Genomic DNA, 15,170 nt, shown 5'->3' on the forward strand with positions numbered 1-15,170 from the left:
TGCTAGCGCCATGCGATGCTGTTCTGCACGCGAAGCTCTACGCGCCGGTTTTCGCGGCGCCCGTCTTCTGTCGTGTTCTCCCCAACCGGCCGGGTCGAACCGAACCCTGCCGTCGCGAGCCGACCGGCATCGGCAAGACCTGCGCCCTTGAGCGCACGCGCCACCGATTCGGCGCGCGCCACCGAAAGTTCCTGATTCGACGGGAAGGCCAGCGATGATCGAATCGCCTGATCGTCGGTGTGGCCCTCCACCTTGATGCGGCCCTTGGTGAGGTTGGCCGCTTCGCTCAGCCGGCCGAACGTGTCGTTCCAACTGCTCGATGCCTCCGCCTGAGCAGAGGCGAACAGCCCCTGGTTGTGCAGGCGGATGACGATGTCGCTGCCTTCGCGCAGCAGTTCGAGCCGGCCATCGTCGATATCGGGCTTGAGGATCTGACGGATGCGTTCGAATGTGGGCGTCGCGCTTTGGGGCGGGGGTGCGGGAACTTGCGCGACCCGGCGGCCGACCGCGCGGTCCAGACCGTCGATGGCCGCATCGGCCTTGCCCGAAAGGCGGAACAGCAGCGCGGCAAAAATCAGCAGCGCAACCAGCGCAATGCCCGAAAGGATCGCCCACAACGGCACCGGCGGCGCAAACGGCCCGCTGGCGATCGTCTGCCCGCGCCATTGCGGCGACAAGTCGGCCGCCTGGGCGCTGCGTTGCCGCTGGATCACGGCCGCCAGCCGTGAACGGCGATCGTTCAACAGCGACTGGCCCCTGGGGTCCAGCGCGGCGCGGCCTTCGAAGCCCAATGAAAGGCACTGGTACAACAGTTCGACCAGGCGCGGTTCGCGGCCGGGGTCGCGCTCCATCTGTTCGGCGATGCTGAACATGCGATCGCCGCCCTGGCTGTCGTTGTGATAGGCCACCAGCAGGCTCTGCCGCGACCACGGGCTGCTGGCGCCCCACGGCGTCGACATAACCGCATCATCGAGGAACGCACACAGGATATAGTGGCCCAGTTGAACCGATTTCTGCTCCAGCCCCAGTGCACGCGCGCGGCCGGTGAAGGCTTCGAGTTCGTTTGTTGCCAGCCGCCGCAAAGGTTCGAGCGCGGGGCCGATCGGCAGCGATCGGACATGGCTGGCAAGATGGATCAACCGCCCGGCGGCGGCAACCAGCGGTTCCGGACCGTACAACGTCGGTTCGATGGCGGTGAAGTTGATCTCTGCCGGAGCAGCGCCACTGCCTGCGAAGGCTTCGGGCTGGATCGACCGCGGCTGCGGCGGGACGTAGCCGCCGCTTGTATTGGCAGTAGCACTCGCAGCGCCCCAGGGTGGAGGCGCAGAAGCAGGCGGGAAGCCGCCGGCCGGGGCCGCAGGCCGGGGCGCGCCGGGGGGTGTTCCGCCTCCGGGGCGAAATACGGTGGCATCGCCATCGTCGTTGTCGTCGCTCATGACTGCGCGCCTCGTATTGCCCACATTTCGAGTTCGAGCCCCGGAACGTCGCCCGCCACGTGCAGCGCGACTGCACCCGACGTGCGCACGGCCTGCCACTGTTCGTGGCGGCTGTTGATGCTGAAGTAGACGGTGTTGGCGCGGAACGGAATCTGGCGCGGTTCGGCGGCCATCGGGTAGAGATCGGCCCCCGGCAACTGCCGCATCACCAGGTCGCGGATATGTTCGACCGAACCGATCTTGGTCCGCCGCGGCATGTTGGCGCGAAGCTGTTCGGTATCGCTCCCGGCGCGCACCGCCAGCACGAACTGCGCGGACGTGAACAACGAACGATCCTGGATCTGGCCGACCGAAATGCCGAAAGCGCGCGGTTCGAGCGGGATGGCGACCGCAGTCTGCTCGAACACCTTGCTGAGCGACCGGCGCAAGTCCGCCATTACCGCATCGAAGCACAGGCGCTGTTCGCGGTGTGCATAGAGCGGCATGAACTGCGGGCGGTTGGATGAAGCAGTGAAAGTGGACAGTTCGCCCGCCAGCCCGCACAGCATCCCGTAAAGATCGGCCGGGTGGACCGAAGGCATCACCAGCAAGTGCTTGATTTCGGCTTCGACCCGGTTGATCGTCATCAGCATCAGGAAATCGGTGATGTCGGCCACCGCCTTCGCGCCCGGAGTGCCCAGCCGCCCGGCAATCGCCTCGCCCCGCTGGTGCAGCATGCCTTCCAGTTCGTTGAGGAAACCGGGCAGGACAGATCCTGCCGCAACCGCCACGCCGCACGGGATAAACCCCGGATCGAGCGTGATCGTATCATCGGCGCGCCGTTCGATCACCCGCGCGATCGGCAGCGAGATATAGCCTTCGAGCCCTTCCTGTTCGGTGCGCAAAGACAGTTGCAGCCGGCCGACATTCAGCGCCACCCGCGAAGCGCCGCCATAGACGGTGTCCGCAGCTTCGAATTCCTCGGCGCGAAAGCGCGGTTCGGCGCGCGTGGTCGAATCGAGCGCGACATCGGCGGTGCCGGCGCGGCGTTCGGGGATGCACAAGTGGATCACGCAATCGCGCGTCTCGCGCGACACTTCGAAATGCACCGGCGCCGCGGCTTCCTCGGGCACGCGGAACGGGGTGCCATCTTCGAAAATGCCGGCGGCGCGGGTGAGCACGAGCTTGCCGGTCTGCAACGGGCCGGGCGCGATCTGCAATTCGACCAGCCCATAGCCGTGCGAAATCAACGGACGCACCCGCGCTTCCAGTTGAGCGCCGACAAAACGCTCCAACTGCTGGAAGTGTTGTGGCCGAAGGAACATTCCTTCCGACCAGACGGGCTTGTTTTCCCACGTCAAAAGTGATGACCCCCGTCAATTGCCCGATCAGAATACGGACTTCATGAACTTTTCATAGCCTTCACGGAACGCCATGCTCATCACGCCATTGGCATTCGACGTGGCATCGCGTTTCAGCGCTTCGAACACCGTGACATAGATCGCCCAGGTGTCGGGCGAGCGGCGGCCCAGCAGCCCCTTTTTCCCGGCCCCGGCCTTTTCGGTCAGCTTTTGGATTTCGGCGGGCGCCAGCCGGTCGAAGGCCACCATCATCGCCTGCTGGACGCCCGCCAGCATCGCCAACTGGTGCTTCTTCAGGTCCTCGAACGACGTCCGCAACGCGTCCTCGCTGCCCATGAAGCCGGGCAAGGGCGGGCCGAGCAGCACCTTGGCCGCGTCGATCGCCGGAAGGTGCTTGAGCGGGTTGTTGCGCCCGATGCTGAGTTGGGTGCGTTCCACCCGGAATTCGTCCTTGAACGCGGCCCGGTCCTGCAGGATGTCGCACAATCCCAGCACCACTTGCCGATACATCACGCCGAGCCGGTGCATGGCATCGGGCGGCAGCGCCAGGTCTTCGGGCGTCAACCCCGCGCCTTCGTAGAACGCAGCCCAGTCGGGCCCGCTTGCCGGGGCTGGCAAACGCGCTTGCGGTACGGGCGGGTTCGCGTTGGCCGGAGCGGGAGAGCGGCCGGGGACCGATGGCATGAACGGATCGGCAAAGGATTGCGGCCGTTCTGCCACGCCGGGGGAAAACGGATCGAACCCGGGCTGCGCAGCCGGAAATGGCGCGGCAACCGGAGGGGCGGCGGTCGCCCGAGCAAACGGGTCTGCAAACGGATCGCTTCTGCTGGGCAACGGCAGATCGGGAGCCACCGGATCGAGCCGGGCGGGTGCGATTGCCCAATCCTCGGGAATGCCGAAATCGTTCGAATGGTTCGACGGATCGGCCATGATCGGCCGCTGGAACGCTTGTCCCATGCCTTCGGCAAGCCCGTAATGGGGCGTAAACGGCGCAGGCTCATCGCGCTGGGGCCTGGTATCGAGAAACGCATTTCCGCCCGCCAGGAAATCGTGGATCGCGTTGTCGCCCAGCCCGAAATCGTTTTTGCCGAACGGCTCAGGCGCCGGGATCGACCAGATATCGTTGACCGCGCCATAATCGCCGAGCGCCGGGCCCGATTGCGGCGGCGCCAGGCGGGCGCCCTGCGCGTCGGCCATGGTCATGATCGTGATCACGAAATCGTTGATCAGCAGGCGATCGTTCGGGCGAACCTGCACCGGCTGGTGCGGGACGATGCGCGCCGACGGGTCGTTCAGCGCCACGCCGTTCTTGCTGATATCGGTGACAAACAGGTCAAGTCCGCGCGCCATGATCGTGCAGTGTTCGCGCGAGACGAAGCCGTCATCGTTGGCCAGGACGATGTCGCAGGATTTCGCGCTGCGCCCGATCCTGATTTCGCCCGAATCGAATTGCCTGCGGTCGAAATAATTGCCGGCGGGATCGCTCAGCCGGGAAAGCAGCAATGTCCACATCGCGTCAGGCTTCGAACAGGCGTCGGCGCAGTTCTGTTTGCGCCGCGATTCCGTTCCCCCCCTGCATCAGCGCCACCCCCAGATCCAGCCAGTCGGCAAACCGCACCCGGCCCTGCAACGCCGGTTCGGACATCAGCAGGATCAGCGCGGTACGCACCGCCAAGCCCGGCAGATGCGGCGGCGGCGCAACCGGCGGCATACCCCTGGCGACCAGCGAGGGGCCCGCCCAGGACGCAGCAGTGGCAACCCAGGCCGGGGCAAAATCGTTGTTGGCACGGGCCGCGACTTCACCGGCAGATTCGGCATCGTCATGGCTTGCGCTGCGCACCCATTTCTCGGCGGCCTCCACCGCCGCAGCATCGGCCTTGCGCTGGTCGAGGCCGGGCAGGATCTGCGAAGCAAGGCAACCCAGCCAGACCACCTCACGATGCGGCAACATCAGCACCAGCGCGCGGACGGCGTCTTCATCCAATTGGGCCGCACGCAGTGTTTCCAGGTAACGGATTGGGTGTGGATGGCTGGCGAGCATGCCCAGTCCCGCCGGTGACAAATCGGCCTTGGCTTCGAATTCGGCACGTTGGAAACGCAGCGGGATTGCAGGACTTGTTGCCATTCTCGATCCCGTCGTCAGTTGATCAAAACGACGCCACCCTTGAGGATGAGCGTTGCGTCACCGGTTACCTGGGTCATCGGAGCCTGCAATGTTGCCTGCCCGCCGGCCTTCATGTCAAGTTTGGCATCGGCGGTGATCTCGATTTTCGGAGCCTTGATCTGGATGCCCGACATTGTCAGCTTGATGCTGCACGGACCGACAAGGATTTCGATTTCCTTCTTGGATTCAAGCGTGTTCTTGTCGACGACCGTGATCGTCCGGGTTTTCTTGACGTCGGTGGTATGCTTGCCATCGATCTTCACGGTGCGGTCACGCGTGACCGTCAGCTTCTGGTCGCGCTCGACCGCGAGCGTCTGGTCGCGCTTTACCGTGCCCCAATCGTCCTGATCGACAATGCGGCGGTAATCGCGGCCGGTGTAAAGGTAGATTTCTTCCTTGCCGGGCTTGTCCTCGAACCGGAATTCCTGGACGATTTTGCCGTTGCCATCGGTGATCGACCGCCATCCGCTTTGGGTGGGCGTCTTGCGCGGATCGAACGGATAATGCTGCGACGGCGTGTAGATTGTGCCGGCAATGAACGGCAGATCCGGATTGCCGTAAAGGAAATCGACGATCACCCGCGTGCCGATCCGCGGCAGGAATTGCGCGCCGTGGCTGCCGTGGGCCCATTGCTGCTGCACCGCCAGCCAGACAAAGCGCGGCAAGCCCTGCTTCTTGTAGTCTCGGGCGTTCGAGATTTTGACAGGAACCCGAAACTGGTCATCAACCTTGATGTGCCCGGTCGCGGTGCTGCCGTCATCGTCGATCACGCCCAGCACAGGCCCGCGCGCCAGCCGTTCGTGCGTGGCGACATGCGGCCGCCAGGTCTTGGTGGAATCGATTGCCTCGAAAAAGTTGCTGTAGCTGCCAGGGCCGGCATTGGGCAGCATCCACGGATCGTAGGCGGAGTGAACGACGCTGGCGAGTACCACCCGGCGCGGCACGAAATGTGCGTCCTCGAGAATTTCGACGCGACCGCCGGCCTGGAAACCGGGTTCGGTCGAGCTGCCGTGGATCACGTCCGAAGCGTTCGCAAACTGCTGGTCGTGCGCAGCCTGCCGGGTGGCCACGTCTCCGCTGGCCAAAGCTTCGTAGCCGATGGTCTCGTGATCGTGGGTGTAAACCGCGCCCCACTTCTCGCTGGCGGTGCCATGCGCCACGAACGGCGTGTCGAGCTTGTTGGGGTTGAACGAAACGTGATTGAACGATCGCGGGGCGGCGCGATACTGGCGTTCGAGCGATGTAATCGCGCCGGTGGTCGAATGCGGCAGGAAACGCACCGGGCCACCGGGAAAATCGATATAATCGGCCGGCTTGTTGGTCACGATCATCTTGTGGTGGAAACTGCCCGCTCCCTGATCGTACTTGAAGAAGTACATGATCCCGTCATGGGCAAGCTGGCGCGCAAGAAATTCAAGTTCACTTTCGTCATAGCGAACCGCATAGCCCCGTTTGGGCGGGCGCGGGGCAACGTTGATCGATTTGACGAGGCCCGTTACTTCACCAGTCAACGCTTCGAAAATATCGATGCTGGATTTGTCCTGGATGAACTGCGTTGCCCGCGAATAAGCGAGCGCCTGGTAGGCTGGCCCGATATGGACCTGGATGCGCGGCGAACCGCCATCATCCACCCTACGCGCAGCATAGATGCGCCCGGCAAAAGTACGGGCCGCGTTCCAGCCCTGGGCAATTTCGAATTCCGCAAGCTTGCCGATCCAGGACGAAAGATCCGGCTTTTGTGTCGTCAGCAGTTCGATCGTATAGTCGAACGGTTCCGAAATCGCTTCGCGGGCGTGAACGCTCAGCAGCGCATACTCATCGATCGGCGCGTCAGCCAGCACCTTGAGATTCAGGAGATGTTTTTCCAGCATGGTGCTTGGCAATCATCAACAGGGGTTGGGCAGCAGCGCCATGCAGCGACCACTGCCCATCGGCCTGAAACCGGCCTTAGCTGGTCTTGGCTTGTGCCAGATCGTAAACCAGATGGGTCGGTGTTGCCTTGCCGGTTGAATCGCGATCGTTCCAGGTCCAGTCGAACTTGGTGAAGTTCAGCGAAAGCGATTCCGACGGCACTTCGCCGCCAGAGCTTTGGCTGAAGCCGCTGACGATGACATTTTCCAGATCGATCACGGCGTAAGCCACCGATTCGCCCTTGGCAGTAGCAACGAAGCTGATTGTTGCCTTGTTGTCCTGCTTGCCCATCAGCAGCGCCTTGAACAGGAGCTGGCTCGACTTGTCGGAGTGTTTGGTCACGGTGATCTCGGAGACGCTCGCCTTGCCGAGTGCGCGGTCGGCACCCTTGGCGTTCGACGAACCGACGCTCAGGCCGGCTCCCCACTGGAAGCTTTCGATCACGATCTGGTCTTTGAACTTGGAATCCGTGGAATTGCCTTTAACGTCGGCAAACTTCAGGAAAATAGCCATTTTCGCCTCCTTCAAAAATCAATTTGCGGCAATGCCGGATTGGCGGCCCGTCGCGGGGTGGAAACACTTGGACATCACGTGATCGTGATCGCGTAGCCTGCATCCTGACTTGCTGCGACTTGCACGTGGGTGACATTCGTGCCCTCCGCGCGCAGTTCGAGCAATTGTCCGGCCAGATCCGCCAAAAGACCGCGCTTCAGAATGTTTTCGATATTGCGCGCCCCGCTTTCCACTTCAGTACACCTTGCTACTAAAGCGTCAAGAAGGTCATCATCCCAAGCAAATGTAGCCGCGTAATTGCTGACCACTCGCTTGCGGATCCGTTCGAGGCTGATGACGACAATTTCGCGCATGATATGCGGCTGGAGCGGGAAGTACGGCACCGTCACCAAACGGCCGAGAAATGCCGGCTTGAAATATTCCAGCAGCGCGGGCCGCAGTTCCTTCGCCAGATCCTCGGGCTCAGGCATCACTTCGGCATCGCGGCACAACGCTTCGATCGTATCGGTCCCGGCGTTGGAAGTCATAATAATCAATGTGTTCTTGAAATCGATGTCGCGGCCTTGCCCATCCTTGAGCATGCCCTTGTCGAACACCTGGTAGAACACATCCTGAACCCCCGGATGCGCCTTTTCCATCTCGTCGAGCAGGATCACCGAATAGGGCTTGCGCCGCACGGCCTCGGTCAGGACGCCGCCTTCGCCATAGCCGACATAGCCCGGCGCGGCGCCGACCAGCGTCGATACCTTATGTTCTTCCTTGAATTCGCTCATGTTGATGGTGGTGACGTTCTGTTCACCGCCATAAAGCAGCTCGGCCAGCGCCAGCGCCGTCTCGGTCTTGCCGACGCCAGAAGTGCCGCAGAACAGGAACACGCCCAAAGGCTTGCGTGGATCGGCCAGGCCAGCACGTCCGGTGCGCACGGTTTCGGCGATGATGTCGAGCGCGTGGGGCTGGCCCTTGATCCGTTCGCCCAACCGGTCGGCCACCGTCAGGACAGCGCGAATTTCGTTGCTGACCATGCGGCCAACCGGAATTCCGGTCCATCCGGCAAGCACTTCGGCGACGACGTTGCGATCGACGACATCGTATACGATCGGGTGTTCGCCCTGGATTTCCGCGAGTGCGGCCTGGGCCTTGCGAAGTTCGGCCACCGCTGCGTCGTCGGTGGCAGGGTCACCGCTTTTCACCTCGGCAGCGTCGCGCGCGGCAGCCACCGCCTTGACCGCGGCCAGTTCGGTTTGCCAGTGCGCGGACAGTTCGGCCTTTTTCGCCTCGATCTCGTCCTTTTCGGTGCCCTTGGCGGCCAGAGCCTCGACAACGTCGACCCCGCTCCGGCCTTCGCGTTCGAGCATGGAGACTTCCGACGCGAGCAGGCCCAGCTTGCGTTCCAGATCCTCGACGACCGCGGGGGTGGCGACCTGGCTGATGCCGACGCGCGCGCAAGCGGTATCGAGCAGCGAGATCGCCTTGTCGGGCAATTGCCGGCCCGTGATGTAGCGGTGAGACAGCGTGGCTGCGGCCTCCAGCGCTTCGCCCAGAATCCGCACGCCGTGGTGCTTTTCCAGAACCGGAACCAATCCGCGCAACATCGCCACGGCCAGTGATTCGACCGGTTCCTCCACTTTCACGACCTGGAAGCGGCGGGTCAGTGCAGGATCTTTTTCGAAGTATTTCTTGTATTCGGCCCAAGTCGTCGCCGCGATCGTGCGCATTTCGCCGCGCGCCAGTGCGGGCTTGAGCAGGTTGGCCGCATCGTTCTGTCCCTCGGCGCCGCCCGCCCCGATCAGCGTGTGCGCTTCATCGATGAACACGATGATCGGCGTCGGCGAATTCTTGACCTCGTCGATCACCGACTTGAGCCGGTTTTCGAATTCGCCCTTGATGCCGGCGCCCGCTTGCAGCAGGCCGAGATCGAGCGAGAGCAGGCGGATATTGCGCAGCGCTTCGGGCACGTCGCCCTGCACGATGCGCAAGGCAAAGCCTTCGACCACCGCGGTCTTGCCCACGCCCGCCTCACCGGTCAGGATCGGGTTGTTCTGGCGGCGGCGGGTGAGGATATCGACGATCTGGCGGATTTCCGGATCGCGCCCGAAAATCGGATCGATCTTGCCGTCGCGGGCCTGCTGGGTCAGGTCGATGGTGAACTTGTCGAGCGAACCGCCAGCGTGGACACCGGCACTGGCGCCGGTGCCGCCGGGGGCCGCTCCACCGCTCGGCGTGGCGGCATCGGCGCTCGTCGCCACGGATGCTTCTTCGGAGGCAGCAGCAATCGTGCCGAGCGAGCCCTTCAAACCTTCGAACGGGACCTTGGCGAATTGTGTGCTGGCGTCCTTTGCCACGCGCGACAAATCGTCATTGCCGAGCAGCGCCACCAGCAAGTGGCCGGACCGCACCGCGCTCGCCCCGTATTCGAGCGAGGCAACCAGCCACCCTTCCTGAAGCAGGCGGACGACATTCGGCGCGATGGCCGGGGCGCGGCCGTTGCCGGTCTTGAAGCGATCGACCTGGCGATTGATATCCTGCGCCAGCCGGCCGACATCGACCGAAAAGTGATTGAGAACAATGGTCAGGTCCGAAGACTGCCGGTCGAGCAACTTGAGCAGCCAGTGTTCGACCTCGACGTCGTAGTTCGTGCGCGAAAGCGCCAGGCCTGCCGCAGATTCAAGTGCCGCCCGGCAGGTATCGTCCAGACGACCAATCAGGTTCTTCAGGTTGAACTGCATCTGCCCCTCTTCAAAACAAACCGACTTCAGCGGCCAGAAAGACGCGAATCAGCGTCCAAGAATATTTGAACATGCAAATCGAAATGTGTTTGCTTATCCGTAGTTTGGCAATTGCGAACCGGAAACAGACAAAAGACTAACGGACACCCTTACAAGCCTCAACTTGTTTTTTCAGTGCAGCGCGGCAAGGTCGACCGGGATCGTGCAATCGCGCGCAGTTCCGTCGAAAGTCTCGGGAGTCCCCAACCAGGTGGTCCAGCCGAGCAGCGCCGGGGTTGCGTCGTCACCCAGCCGCAGCGGCGGGATTTCGCTTTCGTCGATCAACAGCCGCAAGATGGGGCGATGCTCAAGCCCGGCGGTCAGCACGCATAACTGGCTGATCAACCTGCGCTTTTCCGGGCGGGCGCACAGGCCGTGCAACTGTGTGTAAGTCAGCGGGCCGATCTCGACCGTATAGTGGTGCTGCACGTCGAGCACCGCAGCGCCGATCATCGCCGCTTCGCCCTGGCCGCGTTCATCGGCCGAAGGATCGGTGCCAAGCTGGACGAACTGGCCGTGCAAGCCGCCCAGCCGAGTTTGTTCCGAAGCCGGCACGTCCATCCACACCGGGCATGCCTCGATCACGCGCAACGGCATTCCGATCAGCGCGCGCAGCACGCTTTCGACACTGGCCGCACTGCGCCGGCTGTCAGCCAGTTGCGCGGTCAGCGTGACCAGCAGCGCATCATCGATATCGAGCCGCTGGCGCATACCCGGCACCGCCAGGCCGACCAGCGAGGTCAGGAATTTTTCGACCGGATCGCCCTGCCCCTGCGCGTGGCCATGACTTTGCGCGTGTCCGTGCCGTTCTGCGAGCAGCGGCCAGCGGAACTTGCGGGTAATCCGATAGAAGAACGACAACGCGCGATGATCGAAGATATTGAGGAAATCGCCGAGCGCGTTGTCCCGCTGCCGGCGCCGGCTCAACTGCAGTTCGCTGTAGGCCGGGGGCAGCACCGGCGATGCGCCCGCCAGCCCCAGAATGTTCGCGACGATCTTGACCTGGCCGGGCCTGACCTGACCGGAATTGGCTTGCGTCGGTCGAAGTTCCACTTCCGCCAGATCGTTGCTGACCAGCGACATGCGTTCGGACGCAAAGAACCGGATCGGTTCCTCGTCGGGCACCGCATCGTGGCCGACTTCGCCCGGTCGCCCGCTACGCAAGGCCACTTCCTCGACCGTCCGGGCAGCCTGGTCCAGCGTGGCCCGGCGCAGCGATTCAAGCCGAGCCGGGCTGAGCGGCGGCGCCTTCACACCAGTTGCCGATCGCCGAAGCGCGGAGCCCACGTTTTCCAGACGCCATCGTCCTGCTGCAACTTGGCCGAAACCCGCACGAAGCTGTTCATCGCGCAGGCGCCGGCCAGGAACCGTTCGATCACCGCGCACAACAGGAAGCTGCCCGAGCCCGAGAGGCGATCGTCGTCGATCTCCAGCGTAACGTCGATGCCCGAAGCAAAGGCGGTGTGACCGCGCAAGCGCAGCCGCGCGACCCCGGGCGCCGCCGAAATTCCGACCAGCCGTTCGCGCAAGTGCGCGCTTTCGTCCGAATCGACGAGGTCGTACAATGCCAGGACTTCGCGCAAGGCCCGCGCCCCGGTTTCACCGCCGACGAAGCTGAGGTAGTTGAGCGAAAGCTGGCCGAGCAGCTTCCAGTTCGCCCCGCGCCGCCGGCTGGGGCGACGGGTCGAGGTCGGCTTGGTCAGTGCCTTGAGCTGGGCCAATCCGTTGATGGTGCCACTCGGCGACAGCGTCGGCCGCCCGCCACCGAACGGCAGGCGTGAAGGGAGGTCACGATTGGTGGCGAGAATCCTGGCCTGGATGACGGTGGAATCGTCCTGGAGCAACGCCCCTTCAAGGTCCGCGATCGTCAGGAACACATCGTCGCCACCGCCCGGGCTGAAACTGGTGCGGCGCGAAACCGCATGGAAGAATTCACCCCTGCGCGGGGAGCCGCGATCGATCGAATAGAGCGATGGCGCGGGAATGCGTTCGCCGCCCGCGGTCTGCAAGGCAACGTCGACCACGGCCTGGACTTCGATCGCATCCTCGCGGTGAGCGCTGGGAATGACGCGGTATTCGATCGACGAATGATCGAGGTGGATCGGTTCTGCATCGAGTTCGAACAGGTTGAGCGCGGGCGCCGCATAGAGTTCGAAATCCTCGGGCCGCACCACCCGTTCCAGCTCGGGCGAGAGGCGATCGAAGAAGAAAAACAGCTCGAGTTGGCCCGCATCGAGTTCGAGCGTGCGCCGCGACAAGCCGCCGATCTCGAAGAACAGGTGCTTGTGCGGATAAGCGAAGTGCTCCTGCAGCAGCGCGTAGGATTTCTGGTCGGTCGGACGCGGGGGCAGCAGCAGGCCATCCTCCTCGATGCCGATCAGCTTAACCGAGGACGCCGGCAACAGCACCGCGCGTGGATCGGCCACATTCGCGCACACGCCGACGCCGATCAGGTTGTTGCCCAGTTGTTCGAGCAGGATCTGCGCGCGCCGAGCGTCGCTCTTGATGAAGAATCGCAAGGAATCGAGTTCGAGCGAAGCAATGCTGATTTCCGGCTTGCTGGTCTCCAGCGTCAACCGCAACAGCCCGCGCGCCGCGCCCATTCCCAAGGCCGAAAACGCTGCCGGGCTATCGAACGGGGTGCCGACCATCGTCGCGCTGGCCAGCCGCAACGGCAACAGTCGCACATCCGAACAGAGCCGGTAGCGGCACGGTTCGCCATCGACTTCCTCGGTGATGAACTGGGTTCCGGCGGGCACCAGCACCGGCTTGTCGAGATCTTCACCCGGTTCCAGTTGCGTGATCATCAGTGACGGCAGCGGCTGGACCAGATGCGGGTACAGTGTCAGCAGCAGCGCGTCGGAAAGTTCCGCATAGTCCTCGTCGAGCTTGTGGCGCAGCCGGGCATTGAGGAACGCGACCGATTCGATCAGCCGTCCGACATGCGGGTCTTCGAGCGATTCACGCGTAACGCGCAGGCGCGATGCGATCTTGGGATAGGCATCGGCAAAGGCGCCGGCATTGTTCAGCAGGAAAGTGCGTTCGCGGTCATAGTATTCGATCAGTTCGTCGATCACTTCAAATCAACCTGTATGACCCGGTCGCCGGGATTGACCTTGGCCTCGTAAACCACGACGTCGCGGTTGCGCGTGAGCGTCAGTTGCGCGGAAATCCGCAGCCGGATCCCGCTCGAGGTCGGGCCTTCATCGATATCGACTTCCACCTGGCTGAGCCTGGATTCGTGCGCCATGACCGCCTGCGCCACCATCCGGCGCACCCGTTCGCGCGCGCCGACGGTGCTGAGATCTTCGGTGCTGATATCGTGGAGCCCGAAACCGATGATGGTCTGGTCGAGCGCCGGGTACCGATCGAACGCTTCGAAGTCGGGGCGCTTGGCATTGAGCAGCGCCTCCAGGTCCGCACGCAGGCCGATCTTGTAGCGATGCAGCGCCTGCGCGTCGGTTTCGGCACTTTCGACCGCCTGATCGGGCTCGTTGTCGATCAACCGGTCGAGCAGCGAATGCGTGATCGTTTTCGACACTAGCCGTTCCTGCCCGAACTGATCATGGTCGTCAGCCGGAATTCGGACGAGATCTGGTCGAGCTGGTAATGCGGCCGGATCGCGATTTCGCACCCGTAGCTGCCCGGCTTGCCCGGCATGTCGAACATCGTCACGCGCCCCTCGCGCAGCGGATAGCGCACCCGAACTTCGGGAGTGGTATCTTCGCTGCCGTTGACGAACTTGTCGAGCCAGGTCTGCAACAAGTGGCTGCATTCGTCCTTGTCGGTGTACTTGCCCACCCAGTCACGCGCCATCACCTTGATGTAATGGGCAAACCTTGCGACGCACAGGATGTACTGCAACATCGCGCCCATCTTGGCGTTCATCTGCGCACCATCACTATCGTAACGGGGCGGGCGGTGCAGGCTCGGCAGGTTGAGGAACACCGCCATGTCGGTGAGGTGCAATTGCCGGATCGCCATCAGCCCCGCTTCGTTGAGCGCGACTTCCTGCGCTTCCGAAACCGCGTTCTCGACCGCGAACCGCGAAACGAAACCCTGCCGATCGCTGGGCAGGAACTGGCGAACCGGCCCGTCGATCAGGCCCGCCTCGCCGCGCGGCAGCGTTCCGCGGATCGCCGCCGGCCAGCGGTTGCGGATCATCGCCCGCGCCGTGACATGGGCCAGCGCAAACGCACCGTTGACCCACAGCATATCGGCGCTGCCCCGCGCCTTCTCGTCATAGACGAAGCCAAGACGCGGGTGATCGCGGCCGCGATGGAGCGTGCGCATCAGCAGACGCGGCATCACCACGCCCAGGAACCGGCTGTCCGGGCGCTGGCGCATCCGCTTCCAGCGCGCGTAAGAGGGATCTTCCATGGTCGCCGCGATGTCCTGGCGCAGATCGAGTTCAGAAAACTGGTCGAGCGCGAGGATGCTGGGATCGGCGCCGACCACGATCGGGCAGAACGCCGCTGCGGCAACATCGGCCAGGCCTTCGAGCACCGCAACATCGTCGGTCTTGCTGGCGCGGCCGAGCCGGTGGGTGACCGCATGGTCGATCACTACAAGACCGAAAGGCTCGCCCCCCGGCATGCCGAATTCCTGGCTGTAGATCAGGTCGTAAAGCTTCGATTGATCGAAATCGAGCGCGCGTTCGAGGTCGCGCGCAATTTCGGTCCAGCGGATATCGAGGATGCGAATGCGCACCGCCGGATCGTCATTATCGGCAACCAGCCAGGCCACGCCGCGCCATAGTGCCTCCATACGCTGGAATTCCGGATGATGGAGCACGGCATCGAGTGTGCGGTTCAGCGCCGCGTCGAGCATGGCCACAAGCCGCACGGCTTCACCAACGGCCCTGCGGCGGCGTCGCGCCTGATCTTCGTCCAGAACATCTGCAAGCGCGGCGACTGGAGCGGTGTCGGGCGCAAACGTTACCGCAACGTCGGGGGCCGTTCCCGAAGGAACGGCCGAGTCGCACAGATCAGTGCCGGGGTCTCCGGGATCGACCGCCGGTGGAACCCGATCGCGCACCGCT

General features: G+C 63.5%; 11 protein-coding genes. All 11 read right to left on the bottom strand.

Features of this window, described 5'->3' with window-relative positions; translation table 11 throughout:
• Positions 1-2: 2 nt before the first annotated feature.
• A complete protein-coding gene (gene icmH, locus Q0R16_RS08280) occupies positions 3-1,436 on the bottom strand; it encodes a type IVB secretion system protein IcmH/DotU (RefSeq protein ID WP_295634849.1) in 1,434 nt (477 codons plus the stop codon).
• Positions 1,433-2,776, bottom strand: coding sequence for a type VI secretion system baseplate subunit TssK (tssK, locus tag Q0R16_RS08285; protein WP_295634852.1), 1,344 nt, complete (start codon positions 2,774-2,776; stop codon positions 1,433-1,435). Before tssK ends, icmH begins: the two co-directional genes overlap by 4 nt.
• A 27-nt stretch (positions 2,777-2,803) precedes the next feature.
• Positions 2,804-4,288, bottom strand: coding sequence for a type VI secretion system-associated FHA domain protein TagH (gene tagH / locus Q0R16_RS08290; RefSeq protein ID WP_295634855.1), 1,485 nt, complete (start codon positions 4,286-4,288; stop codon positions 2,804-2,806).
• 4 nt (positions 4,289-4,292) lie between these two features.
• On the bottom strand, positions 4,293-4,817 hold the full coding sequence (locus Q0R16_RS08295) for a hypothetical protein (protein WP_295634858.1): 525 nt from the start codon (positions 4,815-4,817) through the stop codon (positions 4,293-4,295).
• Between the two features lie 98 nt (positions 4,818-4,915).
• Positions 4,916-6,811 carry a type VI secretion system tip protein TssI/VgrG gene (gene tssI / locus Q0R16_RS08300; RefSeq protein ID WP_295634861.1) on the bottom strand — a complete coding sequence of 632 codons (1,896 nt, stop codon included), beginning with the start codon at positions 6,809-6,811 and terminating at the stop codon, positions 4,916-4,918.
• Positions 6,812-6,887: 76 nt separating this feature from the next.
• Entirely contained in the window at positions 6,888-7,364 is a 477-nt protein-coding gene (locus Q0R16_RS08305) for a type VI secretion system tube protein Hcp (RefSeq protein WP_295634864.1), read from the bottom strand.
• A 74-nt stretch (positions 7,365-7,438) separates the two neighbouring features.
• A complete protein-coding gene (gene tssH, locus Q0R16_RS08310; protein WP_295634867.1) occupies positions 7,439-10,090 on the bottom strand; it encodes a type VI secretion system ATPase TssH in 2,652 nt (883 codons plus the stop codon).
• 171 nt (positions 10,091-10,261) lie between these two features.
• A complete protein-coding gene (tssG, locus tag Q0R16_RS08315; RefSeq protein ID WP_295634870.1) occupies positions 10,262-11,383 on the bottom strand; it encodes a type VI secretion system baseplate subunit TssG in 1,122 nt (373 codons plus the stop codon).
• Positions 11,380-13,206, bottom strand: coding sequence for a type VI secretion system baseplate subunit TssF (tssF, locus tag Q0R16_RS08320; RefSeq protein ID WP_295634873.1), 1,827 nt, complete (start codon positions 13,204-13,206; stop codon positions 11,380-11,382). Before tssF ends, tssG begins: the two co-directional genes overlap by 4 nt.
• Complete coding sequence (gene tssE, locus Q0R16_RS08325) at positions 13,203-13,670, bottom strand: type VI secretion system baseplate subunit TssE (RefSeq protein ID WP_295634877.1); 468 nt, start codon at positions 13,668-13,670, stop codon at positions 13,203-13,205. The genes tssF and tssE overlap by 4 nt, the downstream gene beginning before the upstream one ends.
• Complete coding sequence (gene tssC, locus Q0R16_RS08330; RefSeq protein WP_295634880.1) at positions 13,670-15,166, bottom strand: type VI secretion system contractile sheath large subunit; 1,497 nt, start codon at positions 15,164-15,166, stop codon at positions 13,670-13,672. The genes tssE and tssC overlap by 1 nt, the downstream gene beginning before the upstream one ends.
• Positions 15,167-15,170: the final 4 nt, after the last annotated feature.

The sequence above is a fragment of the Novosphingobium sp. genome, assembly GCF_025351285.1.
Lineage (GTDB): Bacteria > Pseudomonadota > Alphaproteobacteria > Sphingomonadales > Sphingomonadaceae > Novosphingobium.